The sequence below is a fragment of the Microbacterium xerophyticum genome (assembly GCF_053543555.1).
This window is the reverse complement of the sequence record NZ_JBLVOB010000007.1, coordinates 616,522-630,581: the sequence shown is the minus strand read 5'-3', so window position 1 is coordinate 630,581 and position 14,060 is coordinate 616,522. Positions and strand designations below refer to the sequence as shown.

Annotated in this window: 11 protein-coding genes; 6 read left to right on the top strand and 5 right to left on the bottom strand. The window is 66.9% G+C overall.

Features of this window, described 5'->3' with window-relative positions; translation table 11 throughout:
- Positions 1-31: 31 nt before the first annotated feature.
- The 3 genes from ACNPNP_RS14535 to ACNPNP_RS14525 are packed head-to-tail and all read right to left on the bottom strand — an operon-like array spanning position 32 to position 3,439.
- Positions 32-412 carry a RidA family protein gene (locus tag ACNPNP_RS14535; RefSeq protein WP_448966737.1) on the bottom strand — a complete coding sequence of 127 codons (381 nt, stop codon included), beginning with the start codon at positions 410-412 and terminating at the stop codon, positions 32-34.
- A 35-nt stretch (positions 413-447) separates the two neighbouring features.
- Entirely contained in the window at positions 448-2,055 is a 1,608-nt protein-coding gene (locus ACNPNP_RS14530) for an N-acyl-D-amino-acid deacylase family protein (protein WP_448966736.1), read from the bottom strand.
- Positions 2,056-2,065: 10 nt separating this feature from the next.
- On the bottom strand, positions 2,066-3,439 hold the full coding sequence (locus ACNPNP_RS14525; RefSeq protein ID WP_448966735.1) for an MFS transporter: 1,374 nt from the start codon (positions 3,437-3,439) through the stop codon (positions 2,066-2,068).
- A 118-nt stretch (positions 3,440-3,557) separates the two neighbouring features.
- On the opposite strand from ACNPNP_RS14525, the gene ACNPNP_RS14520 reads away from it, so the two are divergent.
- Both ACNPNP_RS14520 and ACNPNP_RS14515 read left to right on the top strand, forming a co-directional pair.
- A complete protein-coding gene (locus ACNPNP_RS14520) occupies positions 3,558-4,244 on the top strand; it encodes a helix-turn-helix transcriptional regulator (RefSeq protein WP_448966734.1) in 687 nt (228 codons plus the stop codon).
- A gap of 144 nt (positions 4,245-4,388) precedes the next feature.
- Entirely contained in the window at positions 4,389-5,810 is a 1,422-nt protein-coding gene (locus tag ACNPNP_RS14515) for a DHA2 family efflux MFS transporter permease subunit (protein ID WP_448967263.1), read from the top strand.
- A gap of 12 nt (positions 5,811-5,822) precedes the next feature.
- Here the strand turns inward: ACNPNP_RS14515 and ACNPNP_RS14510 are convergent, their stop codons facing one another.
- Positions 5,823-7,238 (bottom strand): NtaA/DmoA family FMN-dependent monooxygenase, encoded by a 1,416-nt coding sequence (locus ACNPNP_RS14510; protein WP_448966733.1) that lies wholly within the window; start codon positions 7,236-7,238, stop codon positions 5,823-5,825.
- A gap of 2 nt (positions 7,239-7,240) precedes the next feature.
- On the bottom strand, positions 7,241-8,494 hold the full coding sequence (locus ACNPNP_RS14505) for an acyl-CoA dehydrogenase family protein (RefSeq protein WP_448966732.1): 1,254 nt from the start codon (positions 8,492-8,494) through the stop codon (positions 7,241-7,243).
- Between the two features lie 211 nt (positions 8,495-8,705).
- Between ACNPNP_RS14505 and ACNPNP_RS14500 the strand changes: the two genes are divergently transcribed.
- The 4 genes from ACNPNP_RS14500 to ACNPNP_RS14485 are packed head-to-tail and all read left to right on the top strand — an operon-like array spanning position 8,706 to position 13,930.
- Positions 8,706-10,388, top strand: a complete 1,683-nt coding sequence (locus tag ACNPNP_RS14500; protein ID WP_448966731.1) for an ABC transporter substrate-binding protein — start codon at positions 8,706-8,708, stop codon at positions 10,386-10,388.
- Positions 10,389-10,413: 25 nt separating this feature from the next.
- Positions 10,414-11,403, top strand: a complete 990-nt coding sequence (locus ACNPNP_RS14495) for an ABC transporter permease (RefSeq protein ID WP_448966730.1) — start codon at positions 10,414-10,416, stop codon at positions 11,401-11,403.
- Positions 11,400-12,281 (top strand): ABC transporter permease, encoded by an 882-nt coding sequence (locus tag ACNPNP_RS14490; RefSeq protein WP_448966729.1) that lies wholly within the window; start codon positions 11,400-11,402, stop codon positions 12,279-12,281. The genes ACNPNP_RS14495 and ACNPNP_RS14490 overlap by 4 nt, the downstream gene beginning before the upstream one ends.
- Positions 12,278-13,930 (top strand): dipeptide ABC transporter ATP-binding protein, encoded by a 1,653-nt coding sequence (locus ACNPNP_RS14485; RefSeq protein ID WP_448966728.1) that lies wholly within the window; start codon positions 12,278-12,280, stop codon positions 13,928-13,930. The genes ACNPNP_RS14490 and ACNPNP_RS14485 overlap by 4 nt, the downstream gene beginning before the upstream one ends.
- Positions 13,931-14,060 lie beyond the last annotated feature (130 nt).

The following is a 14,060-nucleotide window of genomic DNA, read 5'->3' as shown; positions in this document are numbered from 1 at the left end:
GGGAAAGGACGTCCGGTCCCCCCCCGAGCCGCTAGGACTGGCGGACGGCCGCGACCACATCGATCTCGACGAGGATGTTCGCCAGCTGCGACCCGACGGTCGTGCGCACCGGGTACGGCGTGGTGAAGAACTCCTGATACGCCTCGTTGAACTCGGCGAAGTCGGCGAGATCGGCGAGGTGCACGGTGACCTTCACACTGTCATCGAGCGTGAGTCCGTGCTCGGCGAGCACTGAGCCGATGTTGCGCAGCACCTGGCGCGTCTGCTCGGACACCGAGTCGGCGACCTCTCCGGTGGCAGGATCCTGCGGTCCGAAGCCCGCTGTGTAGAAGAAGCCGTTCGCGATGATCCCCTGGCTGTAGGGGCCCGCCGGCTGGGGGGCGTTGGTGGTCTGGACAGCGGTCTTGCTCATGTGTCGCTCCGTTCTCTGGATGGGTGGTTGTCTGGTCAGGCCCGGCGCAGTCCGCGCCCGGGAAGCTGTCGATCGGATGCCGCGGCGACCAGTTCGCCCGCAGCCAGGACGGGGACGCCGGCCACGAGGACATCGTCGATGCCGACGGATTCGCTCAGCGGCTGTTCGTACGTGGCGGTGTCGGCGACGGCATCCGGCTGCATGACGATCAGATCGGCCACCGCTCCGCGCGCGATCTCACCGCGTCGTCCCAGCCCGAAACGTGCGGCGGGTGCGGCGGACAGGTGCTGCACGGCATCCGCCCACGACCAGGTCGCGGTCTCGCGCACGAACTCGCGAAGGAACCGTGCGAACGAGCCGCGTGCACGCGGATGCGGATGAGCGCCGATGAAGATCCCGTCCGATCCGCCGATGTGACCCGGATGGGAGAAGATGCGGGCCAGCTCGGTGGAGGGTCGCTCGTACCGCACGGCCATGATGACGTTCGCCTGCAGCCGGCACGCCAGGAGCGCGTCGAGCACGAAGTCGATGACGTCGAGGCCGGAGCGCTCGGACGCCTGAGCGAGCGTGAGCCCGTGGGCCCAGGACAGCTCCGGCGCCGACAGGTGCGAGAGCGAGATCATGTGCGGCCAGTCGGGCCCGAGGCTCGGGTTCTGACCGACACGGGGGAACCACTCGCGCCGCAGCCGTTCGCGTTCCGCTCGGTCCTCGAGCGCTCTGAGCACCTCGTCGACGGGTCGTGCGGAGAGTTCGGGCGGCAGCAGCGGCATGCTCATCAGGCTGCAGCCGCGGATGTAGGGGTACGCGTCGAACGTCGCATCGATGCCGGCGGCGGCGAGCTCGTCCAGCTGGGCGAGCACGACGTCGGCTTCGGCGTGGAAGTGCGAGACGTGCACGCGCAGCGCGGCGCCTGTCAGCGCCTCGGCTCCGCGTGAGATCGCGGCGATCTCGTCGATTCCTGCGGCGGAGTTCGCCTCGTACCCGCCGCGCATGTGACTGACGTAGACGCCGCCGGCCGAGGCGACGGGGGCGCAGAGCGCGGCGATCTCATCGACGCCCTGGAAGATGCCGGGCACGTAGTCGAGGCCCGTCGACAAGCCCACCGCTCCCTCGGCCATGCCCTCGCGCACGAGTGCGGACATCGCCTCCAGCCGCTCGTCGTCGGCCGGATCCTGCGAGCGCCCGCACACCTCGAACCGCACGGTTCCGGCCGGCACGAGGTAGGCGGCGTTCACCCGCGAGGTGCCGTCGGCCGAGGCGAGATATCCCGCGACTCCGCCACCCGTGTAGTGGGGATGAGGGCCGTTGACGGCGGCGAAGTACTCGCCGGCGTATGCGCCGTCGCCGGGTGCGTACGAGACGCCGTCCTGCCCGACGATCACCGACGTCACGCCCTGGCGCAGCAGCGCCCGCTGCACGTCCTCGTCGCCCAGCAGGCCGTCGACGTGCGAATGGGCGTCGATGAACCCCGGCATGACGAACCGGCCGGCGCAGTCGACGACGGTGTCGCCCTCCTCGGGCGCCACCGTGCCGACCTCGGTGATCTTCGCGCCCTGCACGGCGACGTCGGCGCGGCGTTCGCCGTTCGCGTCGACCACCGTGCCGCCGCGCAGGACGATGCGGCCGGAGAGATCATCGGTCATGATCGCCCTTTCACCGCGAGACGGCTCCCGCCTTGACGGTGGGGATGTTCTGCGTCGCGGCGAGCACGTGCAGACGTCCGGCATCCTCCCGGTCGGGACGGATGGATGCTGCGAGCGTGGCGATCACGCCGACGACGGCGATCACCGCCGAGTAGACGACGACCGGCCAGAAGGCTCCTCCTGCGGCCGCGACCAGCGCTGTGCAGATCAGCGGTGCGAAGCCGCCGCCGAGAGTGTTGGAGAACTGGTACCCGATGTTCACCCCTGTGGTGCGTGCCTCCGCGTCGAACATCTCGACCAGCATCGTCGACAGCGTCGCCTGCATGGCCACACCGAACACCACGAAGCCGAGGATCTGACCGAGCCAGATCAGCCACATGTTGCCGGTGCTGAACAGCATGAAGGTGGGATAGACCATGGCGGCGAAGCCGAGGCATCCGATGATGTAGACGGTGCGCCTGCCGATGCGGTCCGAGATCGCTCCCCAGAGCGGGGCGACGACGACCTGCAGCAGCCCGACGATCATCGTGCCGGCGAAGCCCATCCATGCGGGCAGGCTCTGGTTCGAGACCATGAAGCTGAGGCCGTACGTGAGCACGACGTAGCCGGCGATCGACTGGGGGAGGCCGATGAGGATTCCCATGATCGCGTTCTTCGGGTGACGGAACACCTCGACCAGCGGGTTCGCCTTCTTGCCGGCCGCGGCGATCTGCAGGTTCTGCGTCTCGACGAACTCGTCGGATTCCTCCAGCCTGTGCCGCAGGATGATCGCCACGATCGCGAGCACCAGGGAGAACACGAAGGGGATGCGCCAGCCCCACTCGATGAACCAGGACCCCTCGCCGAGACCCAGGGCGGCCATGAATCCGCCGGAGACGACGTTGGCGATGCCCGCACCGCTGATGAGGAATGCGCCGTACATCCCCTTCTTGCCGATCGGTGCGTTCTCGACGACCATGGTCGCCGCTCCGCCCATCTCACCGCCGACGAAGAAGCCCTGGAACATGCGGAACACGATCAGGAGTATCGGGGCGGTCGCGCCGATCAGGTAGTCCGGCGGGATCAGGCCGATCGCCGTCGTCGCGATGCCCATGCCGACCACGGTGATCATAAGTACGGCCTTGCGTCCGACGCGATCGCCGACGATGCCCCAGATGATGCCCCCGACCGGACGCAGTAGGAATCCGACGGCGAAGGTGGCGAACGAGGAGAGCTGCGCGATGACCGGGTCGTTGCTCGAGAAGAACACCGCCGGGAACACCGCCGCCGACGCCAGCCCGTACAGGTAGTAGTCGTAGTACTCCATCAGCGTGCCGATGGAGCCACCGGCGATGGTGCGCTTCTGCTTGGGGGAGAGTCCGCTGGGGGCGCCCGCTCGGGTCATGAGAGCTTCCTTACTCGTCAGGGTTGGTCAGCTTGAGACAAGTTAGCGCAGCTCGAACACATTGTCTAGATGAGATACATTTAGTTCAGATCGCGTTCGGGGGTACAGAGTGGTGACCATGGGAGTTCAGACGCACGACACATTCGAAGGCGCGGCCGAGGTGCTCGAGACCTTCCGGCCCGTCATGCGGGCCATCGCCGCGGCCGGTGGGCCGTCCTGCGAAGTCGTGCTGCACAATCTCGACGGCGCCGACGTCGACCTCCGCCACACGATCGCCGCGATCGAGAACGGCCACGTCACCGGACGTGAGGTCGGCGGCCCCTCCACCAGCCTCGGACTGAGCGTCCAGCGCAATCGGCAAGAGGATCACGACGCGTTCGGCTATCGCGGTTTCACGGACGACGGGCGCGAACTGCGCTGCTCGAGCGTCTACTTCCGCAACAGGGCCGGCGACATCATCGCCGCGTTGTGCATCAACATCGACCTCAGCGCCGTGCAACAGGCGCGGTCCCTCCTGGATGCGCTGCTGCCTGCGCAGGACGGCACGGCGGACGCCTCCCCCGACGAGTACTTCGGCCGGGACCTCGTCTCGGTGATGGATTCGATGATCAGCGAGGCCATCCGGGAGGTGGGCCGGCCGGTCAACCAGATGACGCGCGACGACAAGATCGGCGTGCTCGAGCGGCTCGACGAGCGCGGTGCCACGCAGATGCGCAAGTCGGTCGAGACGATCGCCATGCGCCTCGGAATCTCGCGTGTGACCGCCTACGCGTACCTGGATGAAGCGCGTCGCGCTGCGCAGTGACGCGAGCGGTTCCCGGACGCCGACGACGTCGGCGCACGGGTGTACCGTTGCCGGGTGACTGACTCATCGGCATCCTCCGGGCCCTCGACCGGAACGTACGCCACAGGGCATCGCCCGCGCAGCCCGTGGCCGGCACTGTGGGCCATGGTCATCGGGTTCTTCATGATCCTCGTCGACACGACCATCGTCGGTGTCGCGAACCCTGCGATCAAGGAGGCGCTCGATCCGACCTCCAACAACCTCGACCGGGTCGTCTGGGTCACGAGCGCGTATCTGCTCGCGTACGCCGTGCCGCTGCTGATCACCGGGCGCCTCGGTGACCGCTTCGGGCCGAAGAACATTTACCTCATCGGTCTCGCGGTGTTCACGCTCGCTTCGCTGTGGTGCGGACTGTCCACGACGCTCGACGGGCTGATCTGGGCGCGCGCCGTGCAGGGCCTCGGTGCAGCGCTGCTGACGCCGCAGACCATGGCGGTCATCACGCGCACCTTCCCGCCCGAGCGCCGGGGCGCGGCGATGGGGCTGTGGGGCGCAGCATCCGGCGTCGCCATGCTCGTCGGTCCGCTCGCGGGCGGGTTCCTCGTCGACGGCCTCGGCTGGGAATGGATCTTCTTCATCAACCTGCCGGTCGGCGTCATCGGGTTCATCCTCGCGTGCGTCCTCGTGCCGAAACTGCAGACGCACAAGCATCGCTTCGACGTACCGGGCGTGTTCCTCAGCGCGATCGCCCTGTTCCTGATCGTGTTCGGGCTGCAGGAGGCCGAGGCGTATGACTGGGGCGTCATCTGGGGTCCGATCTCGGTGCTCAGCCTGATCATCACCGGAGTCGTCGTGCTCGTGCTCTTCCTCTGGTACCAGTCGCGCACCAAGAACGAGCCGCTCGTTCCGCTGGAGCTGTTCCGCAACCGCAACTTCGCGTGGTCGAACATCACGATCGCGATCGTCGGATTCACCGTGACGGCCCAGGGCCTGCCGCTGATGTTCTTCCTGCAGCTCGCGCGCGGCCTCACCCCGACCGAGTCGGCGCTGCTGCTGATCCCGATGGCGCTCGCCGCCGGCATCATCTCGCCGTTCGCCGGCAAGCTTCTCGACCGGATCGATCCGCGCCTCATGCTGGTGCCGGGGCTGCTGCTGGTCTCGACCTCGCTCTTCCTGTTCGCCGTGATGATGAACACCGAGATCCCGATCGGCTGGTTGCTGATCCCTTCCGCCATCCTCGGATTCGGCAACGCCGGGATGTGGGGTCCGCTCGCCACGACAGCGACTCGCGATCTGCCGCCGCGTCAGGCGGGCGCCGGGTCGGGCATCTACAACACGATGCGCACGGTGGGCTCCGTCCTCGGCTCTGCGGCGATCGCGGCGTTCATGCAGAACCGCCTGGAGGCGAACCTTCCGGGGGCCGCGGATGCGACCGGTTTCGGCGGAGGGAAGATGCCGGATGCCGTCGCCGGCCCGTTCGCGGATGCCATGGCGCAGACCATGCTGCTGCCCGCAGCCGTCATCCTGCTCGGCGTCGCCGCGGTGCTGGTGCTGCGCCGGCCGAAGCACCTCGCCGCACGGAAGTAGTCGGCGCACCGCTCAGGCGAGCGCTGATGACTCCGACGGCGATGCCTCGAGGTTCCGGCCGCCGCGGTATCGCGCGGCGAAGTGCCGCTCCGGCAGCCGCGGTCCTTCGCCGGTGAGGCGCTCCCGCAGAGTTCGGCGATCATCACGCAGTTCGTCCGTCGAGGGCAGCCGACCTCGACGACGCAGCTCCGGCACCACGAGCTCCGCGAAATCGGTCAGCGTGTCGAAGCTGTGGTACTGGCGGAGATTGATGCCGTCGATGCCGTCCTCGTCCAACCAGCGTTCGATCTCGTCGGCGACGGTCGTGGGAGATCCGGCGACGAAGAACCGTCCTTCGCGTCCCGTCGTCAGGCGATTCAGGAACTCTCCGACGGTGCTGCCTCCGCCAGTCGCCCATGGTGCATCCTCAGGATCCAGTCCTGATCGTCGGAGCGCCTCATCGAGCGGCGTCTCGGGCGGGAATGCCAGCGGATCGAATGGGAGCGAGGAGTGCACGAGCACGCCCTCCACGCTGCTGTACCGCCGGTACAGGTCGAGCTTCTTCGCCGCCTCCTCGTCCGTGCGGCCGACGACGACACCGGCCTGAATGATGAACCTGGCGTCGCCGGCGCGTCGTCCGTTGCGGACGAGCGCGTCCTGGATGCTGCGTTTGTTCTGCTGGAACTCCTCGACGCTGCGGCCTCCCGTGAACACGACTTCGGCATGCCGACCGGCGAACTCGGTCCCCGCTGGCGAACCGGTGGCCTGGAAAAGCACCGGCGTGCGCTGTCTGGAAGGTTCCACGAGGTGGGGACCCGCCACCTGGAAGTGCTCGCCGACGTGGTTGATGTATCGCACCGATCCCGGTCGGGCGTAGACACCGCCCTCCTGATCGGCGGCCACGGCATCGTCATCCCACGATCCTTCCCACAGCTTGTAGAGCACGTCGAGATACTCATCGGCGATGCGGTAGCGCTCGTCGTGCTCGATCTGATCGGCGAGACCGAAGTTGCGCGCGGCATTGCTGAGGTACGACGTCACGATGTTCCAGCCGATGCGCCCGGAGGTGAGGTGATCGAGCGTGCTGACGCGACGGGCGAACGAGAACGGCGGCTCGTACGTCGTCGAGAACGTCACACCGAATCCGAGGCGTCTGCTCGCTGCAGCCATGACGGGGATGACGAGAAGCGGATCGTTGCTGGGTATCTGAACCCCCTCGGCCAGCGCGGTGTCCAGCCCGCCCCGGAACGTGTCGTATGCGCCGATCACATCGGCGAGGAAGATCGCGTCGAACCCGCCGTCCTCCGCACGTTCGGCGAGCTCCTGCCAGTAGCCGAGCTCGTTGAAGCGCGTCCTGTTGTTCCCGGGGATCCGCCACAGCCCGTGCGTGATGTGACTGACGCAGTTCATCTCGAACAGGTTGAGGATCAGTCGCTTGCGCTCCGCCATGATCAGCTCGCCTTCTTGTCGTCTGATGCTTCGGCTGCGCTGCGCGATGAGCGCCTCTCGGGGAACTCGCCGAACAGTTCGAAGTAGCCGACCGCACGTGCGCGGTGATCGGCTGGATTGTGCGACGCCACTGTCCTCGCGTTGCGCCAGTGCCGATCGAGCGCCTTGGCCGTGGAGGTCGCCGAAGAACCGCCGACCTCGAAGAGCCGTTCGGTCGCGGAGAGCACCAAGGGGATCAGCGCCACTTGACCGCGGAAGACCGCCAGGCGCGCTCTGTCGAACACTGGTCTCGCCTCGTCAGCGTCATCGTCATGCACCAGGTACGCGGCATCCAGCGCACCGGCGGCCTGCAGCACGATCGCGTCCGCAGCGCCGGCTGCCGCGCTGACCTCGCCGACTGTTCGCTGCACGAGGACGTCGTCCTTCGGCGTCGAGTTCTCGTCCCCGTCGAGCGCGCGACGATTGCGGCCGAGGACGTACCCGACGACGTCGTCGACGGCGCTGCGTGCGATCCCGGCGAGTGTCGCCAGCAGGACGAGCTGGAAGAACGCGGCCAGATACGACCGCCATTCGTTCTGCTCATCCCGGTGGCGGATCTCGTCCGCCGCTACTCTCGCCCTGACGAATCGCGTGGTACCCGTGCCGGTCAGGCGCTGGCCGAAGCCGTTCCAATCGTCGATGATCGTGACTCCGAGGTCGTCCAGGCGAACAGCCACGTACACGCGCTGGCCGTCGAGCTGGGCCGCGACGCTGGTCCACTGCGAGAAGATCGTGCCGGTGGTGTAGTACTTCTCGCCATCGAGCAGGTATCCCTCGCCGTCTGCTGTCAGGAAGGTCGAGCTGTCCTCCCATGAACGGTTGCCGACCTCGCTCCAGGCGTTGCCGACGATGTCCTTGTCGCGTCCTATGCGCGTCAGCCAGCGCTCGCGTCGGGCGATGTTCGAGTCGAGGAGCGTCTCCTCGACGAAGGCGAAGTGGCCTCGCCAGATGTGAGCTGTGTTCGAATCGTGCACGGCGAGATCGGTGAGCAGCCGGAACAGCTCGGTGATCGTCAGCCCGAATCCACCGAATTCCTCTGGCACCCGCAATGCTCCGAACCCTTCCCCGCGCAGTCGTGCGATCGCCTCGTACGGAAGCCGCCGGTCGGCCTCTCTCTCGAGGACGCCGGCGCCGATCTCCGCGAAGATCGGCGCGAAACGTGCGTGCGCCCGCTCCAGACGCGTTCCTGGCGGCTCAGTGGCAGTCGAGCGCGGCATGGTGCTCCTCTTCTCGGTGGTGGTGGAGCCGGATCATCACGGATGCACGATCGGCCCCCACACCATCCCGCTGATTCGGAGATCGGTCTCCGAAAGACGAAACAAACGTTCATCTGCCGGAACTCTGTGACACAACGGAGGGCCTCCCTTGCGTGGACGAAGGGTCAACGACGACGGTTGCCTCACTGCCCACCCCCGCTGAGGAGCGAGAATGTCCCAACCACAGGTCCGCATCGTCAAGAAGAGCCGGACACCCCTCTGGATAGCGATCGCGATCGCCGCCGTCGTCGTCGTGCTCGCCGTCATCTTCGTCCCCCGTCTGATCGGCGGGCAGCCGGATGCCACAGCCGCCGTGACAGCGGACGCCCCGGGCGAGGCCGAGTACGGCGGGACCTTGACGTATCTGGACGCCGAGGTGATCGCATCCGCATCGATCCAGAACGGGACGTGGCAGACCAGTGCGCTGACCCACAACATCACCGATCGCCTGGTGTACTCGAATCCGGAGACGAACGAACTCGAACCGTGGATCGCCGAGAGCTGGGACATCAGCGACGACGGACTCGAGTATGTCTTCCGCATCCGGGACGGTGTCACCTTCAGCAACGGGCAGGTCCTCGATGCCGGCGCTGTGCAGCGCAACATCGAATGGCAGGCGTTCGGGAATCCCGATAAGGGGATCGTTCCGAACACGACCTATCCCCTGATCGAGTCGGTCGAGAGCGATGACGATGCGCAGACGGTGACGGTGCATCTCGTCGAGCCGTTCAGCCCGTACATCAAGATCCTCTCGAACTGGGCCAGCTCGCTCATCGCCGACGAGTCTCTGGCGTTGAGCGCGGAGGAGCAGCAGCAGGCCGTGAACATCATCGGCAGCGGGCCGTTCGTCGTGGAATCCGAGGTGTACGGCGAGGAGATCGTCCTCACTCGGCGCGACGACTACGCCTGGGCGCCGGAGAGCTCGCCGAACCAGGGCAAGGCGTATCTCGAGAAGATCAACTGGATCCCGGTGCTCGAGGACAGCACCCGGCTGGGCAGTCTTCGTGCAGGGGAGGGCGACCTGATCCGCTACGTCCAGCCCAGTGAGGAGGTCGCGCTTTCCGAGGAGGGCTTCCAGGTGCTCGGCCTGCAGGGCGTCGGACAGACCAACACCTGGATTCTGAAGCAGCAGGTCCCCGTGCTTCAGGACGGGCGCGTTCGTCAGGCGATCCTCTCCGCGATCGACCGGCAGCAGATCATCGACGACCTCTACACGGACAACTGGACCACCGCTTCCAGCCTTGTCACAGAGGACGCCTTCGGCTTCAAGGACGAGTCGGCGAAACTCGTGCACGACGTCGATCGCGCGAACGACCTGCTCGACGAGGCGGGATGGGCCGAGCGGGATGCCGACGGCTACCGCGTCAAGGACGGTGAGCGACTGCACATCAAGACGGTGATCGACGTCTACGACGCGACGGCGGCCCCGTTGTTCCAGCTGATCGCCTGGCAGCTCGAGCAGGTCGGCATCGAGCTGGAGCTGACGGAGGTGGACTACGCGAACGTCGCCACCGCCTACGCAGACCCCGAAGTGGGCATCCTCCGCACCGGCTGGCCACAGGCCGACCCGTGGATAACGATCCGCAACGCCTTCGACACCGAACGCGTGAACACGCTGGCGCTGCCGGAGACGGATGAGGTCCTGAACGACCTGCTGAACCGCCAGGCCACGGTCAGCGGCGAAGAACGCGCGGCGTTGCTCGGCGAACTGCAGGACCACCTGATCGACAACGCCTACGCGTTCCCGGTGCTGACCGACACCCAGATCTATGCGCTCCAGCCGGACGTGCACGGCTTCGAGTGGACTCCCGAGGCTCGTCCGGTCTTCTACAACACCTGGGTCGAGGGCGAGTAGCGAGCGCCGAGGAGGGAGGCAAGAGATGTCGAGATCGCAGTACATCCTCAGGCGGGTGCTCCACGCCGCGCTGGTCGTCATCCTCGCGTACGTTTTCGTGTGGATCATCCTGTTCGCCCTGCCCGGTGACCCCGTGCAGAACCGGCTGGACAACCCGCAGAACCCGGTGCCGCCGGATGTCGCGGAGCGCATCACCGCCTACTACGAACTCGACCGCACCCCGGTCGAGCAGTTCTGGCTCGCCGTCACGCGGCTGCTCCAAGGCGACCTCGGCTACTCCCTCGCCACAGGACGACCGGTCACGGAGCTCATCGCCCAAGGGCTCTCGTCCACTGCGCTGCTGGCCCTTCTCGGACTCGTGTTCGCGCTGATCGTCTCGGCCGTGGTCGCCTTCGTCGCGGTCTTCCCGAAGTCGGAAACGGTCCGTCGCATCGCCCAGGCGCTCCCGCTGCTCTCCCTCTCGGCGCCGACCTTCCTCGTGGGACTGCTGCTGCTTCAGGTCTTCGCCTATCAGCTCGGGTGGTTCTCGTCGATAAGGGACGAGGGGTTCAAATCCCTCGTGCTCCCGGCGTTGACGCTCGGCATCGGGGCGAGTCCACCCATCACCCGGGTGCTGATCCAGGGGCTCTCGACCGCGAGGCGGCTGCCATTCGTCGGCGTGCTCCGCGCCAAGGGCATGCCGGAGCGCACGATCATCTTCGGTCATGTGCTCAAGAACGGGTCGATCCCCGCCGTGACTCTGCTCGGGCTCACCGCCGGATCGCTGCTCGCCGGCTCGGTGATCACCGAGACGATCTTCTCGCGCGCGGGTCTCGGGTTCGTCACGGAGCAGGCGGTTCGCGCCCAGGACGGCCCCGTCGTGCTCGGTGTCGTGCTGGTCGTCGCGGTGGTCGTGACGCTGTTCAACCTCGTGACGGATCTCGTCTATCCGCTCATCGACCCGCGCATCAGCATCCATGCCGCACGTCGGATGCCGGTTCGCCGTGAACGCACGAAAGAAGAGGTATCTGCATGACCATCGCGCCGCAGCTCGAGCACGCCCCCGAGCCGGTTCCGTTCGACGAGGACCCGCGCCGGCCCGGTCTGCCGATCTGGCTGAACGTCCCCGACCTGGCCGCGGTCGCATTCGCCGTCTTCCTTCTGGTCGCCGTCTTCGTGCCGTTCGTGCTCACGCCGTACGACCCTCTCGAAGCGAGTCCGGGTAACACCCTCCTCGGGCCGAGCCTCGAGCACATCTTCGGGACGGACTATCTCGGACGAGACCTCTACACCCGGATCGTCTACGGCACGTCGCTGACTCTCTCGACAGCCGGTGTCGCCGTGCTCATCGGGCTCGGGATCGGCATCGCGCTCGGGTCGCTGGCGGGATACCTCGGCGGCTGGGTGGACAGCCTCCTCAGCCGCATCGTCGACGTCCTGCTCGCGATCCCCGGCCTGCTGCTGGCCATGGTCATCGTCGTGTCACTGGGCTTCGGCGCCGTGAACGCCGCCGTCGCCGTCGGTCTCTCGTCGGTCGCCGGGTTCACACGACTGGTGCGATCGGAGGTGCTCACGGTGAAGGAGCTGTCGTTCGTCGAGGCGAGTTCGCATCTCGGCGGTGCGCGCAGGTACACGCTCATCCGGCACATCCTCCCCAACTCCTACGGTTCGGTGCTCGCGCTGGTCCCGCTGGAGTTCGGTGGCGCGATCCTCGCCATCTCGGCGCTGAGCTTCCTCGGTTTCGGCGCCGTTCCCCCACAGCCGGAGTGGGGACTGCTGGTTTCGGAGGGGCGTCAGTACATCACGTCGTCGCCGTGGATGTCTCTCATCCCCGGCGTCGCGATCGCCGCGACGGTGCTGAGCGTCGCTCGATTGAGCACGCTGGCTCAGCGAGCAAGGGAAAGCAGATCATGAGCATCGAATCATCCACCAGCATCCCGCTGAGGGTCAGAGGGCTCGACGTCTCGTACGTTCGTGGTCGGTGGGCGACCCGTGTGGTCACCGGGTTCGAGCTGACCCTCGCGGAAGGCGAGACGGTCGCGATCGTCGGCGAATCCGGGTCGGGAAAGAGCACCGTCGCAGCCGCCGTCGGAGGACTGCTTCCGCAGAACGGCCTGATCGACGACGGCGTGATCGAGATCTTCGGAGAGGACGTCGCCGGCTTCGACATCAGGCGGTGGCGGCGCCTGCGCGGCAGCACGATCGGTTACGTACCGCAGGATCCGCTCAGCTCCCTCGATCCGCTGCAGCGCGTCGGCGACCAGGTGGCGGATGCTGTGCGCCAGCATCGGAGGGTGTCCAAGGCGCAGGCGCTGCAGGATGCTGTCGACCTCCTGTCCCGCGTCGGCATCCACGAGGCTGCAGAGCGTGCGCGGGCGTACCCGCATCAGCTCTCCGGAGGGCAGCTTCAGCGCATCCTCATCGCGATCGCGATCGCCGGGCGACCACGCATCCTGATCGCGGATGAGCCGACGTCGGCGCTGGACGTCACCGTGCAGCGGACGATCCTGGATCTCATCGACGAGCTCAAACGCGAGCTCGGGCTGTCTGTGGTGTTCATCACCCACGATCTCTCGGTCGCAGAGGAACGCAGCGATTCCCTGATCGTGCTGCGAGAGGGGCAGATCAAGGAGGCGGGTGCGACCGAGCACGTCATCGGACACCCGGAGGATCCGTACACGACCCGGCTCTTCGCCGACGCGCCCGCTCTCAGCCCGCAGAAGTACGCGCATCGGAGATCTGCCGCCCTGTCGACGGACGGCCCGGCCATCGAGGTTCTCGGACTCACGAAGACCTTCCCGTCGCTGACGGGTGGATCAGACGTGCATGCGCTGGAGGACGTGTCGCTCAGCGTCCGGCCAGGGACGATCCATGCGCTGGTCGGCGAATCCGGTTCGGGGAAGACCACCGCGGCTCGCATCATCGCCGGTCTCACCGACTTCGACGACGGCGCGGTGAGAGTGTCAGGGCGCGTCCTGCAACGGCGCCCGACGGTGGCGAACGTCGACCCGAGGGGGCTTCAACTCGTCTACCAGAACCCGCTCGCGGCCTTCGACCCGAGGTGGAGCATCGAGACGGCGATAGAGGAGCCGCTTCGCATCAACGGCATCGAGGCGGACCGTCGAGCCCGGCGGAGCCGAGTGCGCGAGATCCTCACCGCGGTGGGGCTGCCGGAAGCGGCGGGCCGACGTCGCCCGGCGGAGCTCTCCGGAGGCCAGCGGCAGCGGGCGGCGATCGCCAGGGCTCTGATCCTCCACCCGCGAGTGCTGATCCTCGACGAGCCGACATCCGCTCTCGATGTGAGCGTGCAGTCCCAGATCGTCGATCTGCTCTTCGATCTCAAGGAGACGCATGGGTTGACCTACCTGTTCATCTCGCACGATCTCAGCCTCGTGAAGCAGATCGCCGACGATGTGACGGTGCTGGAGAAGGGCAGGGTTGTCGAGAGCGGGGTTGCCGACCGTGTCTTCGCGGATCCGCAGGCCGAGTACACGGTGCGATTGATCGGGGCGATACCGGGGCGCGCACCTGAGCCGGAGCGGGTCGAGCTCGTCACTGCGTGAGTCTGCACCCCGTCGAGCTGCAGGATGTCATCGACCCATCGAGCGAGGGCCACCCGCGGCTGCGCCGCTATTGGATCGTGCTGCAGATCGCACGCCGCCTTCGCGCTACAGAAATCGGCAGACGCTACAC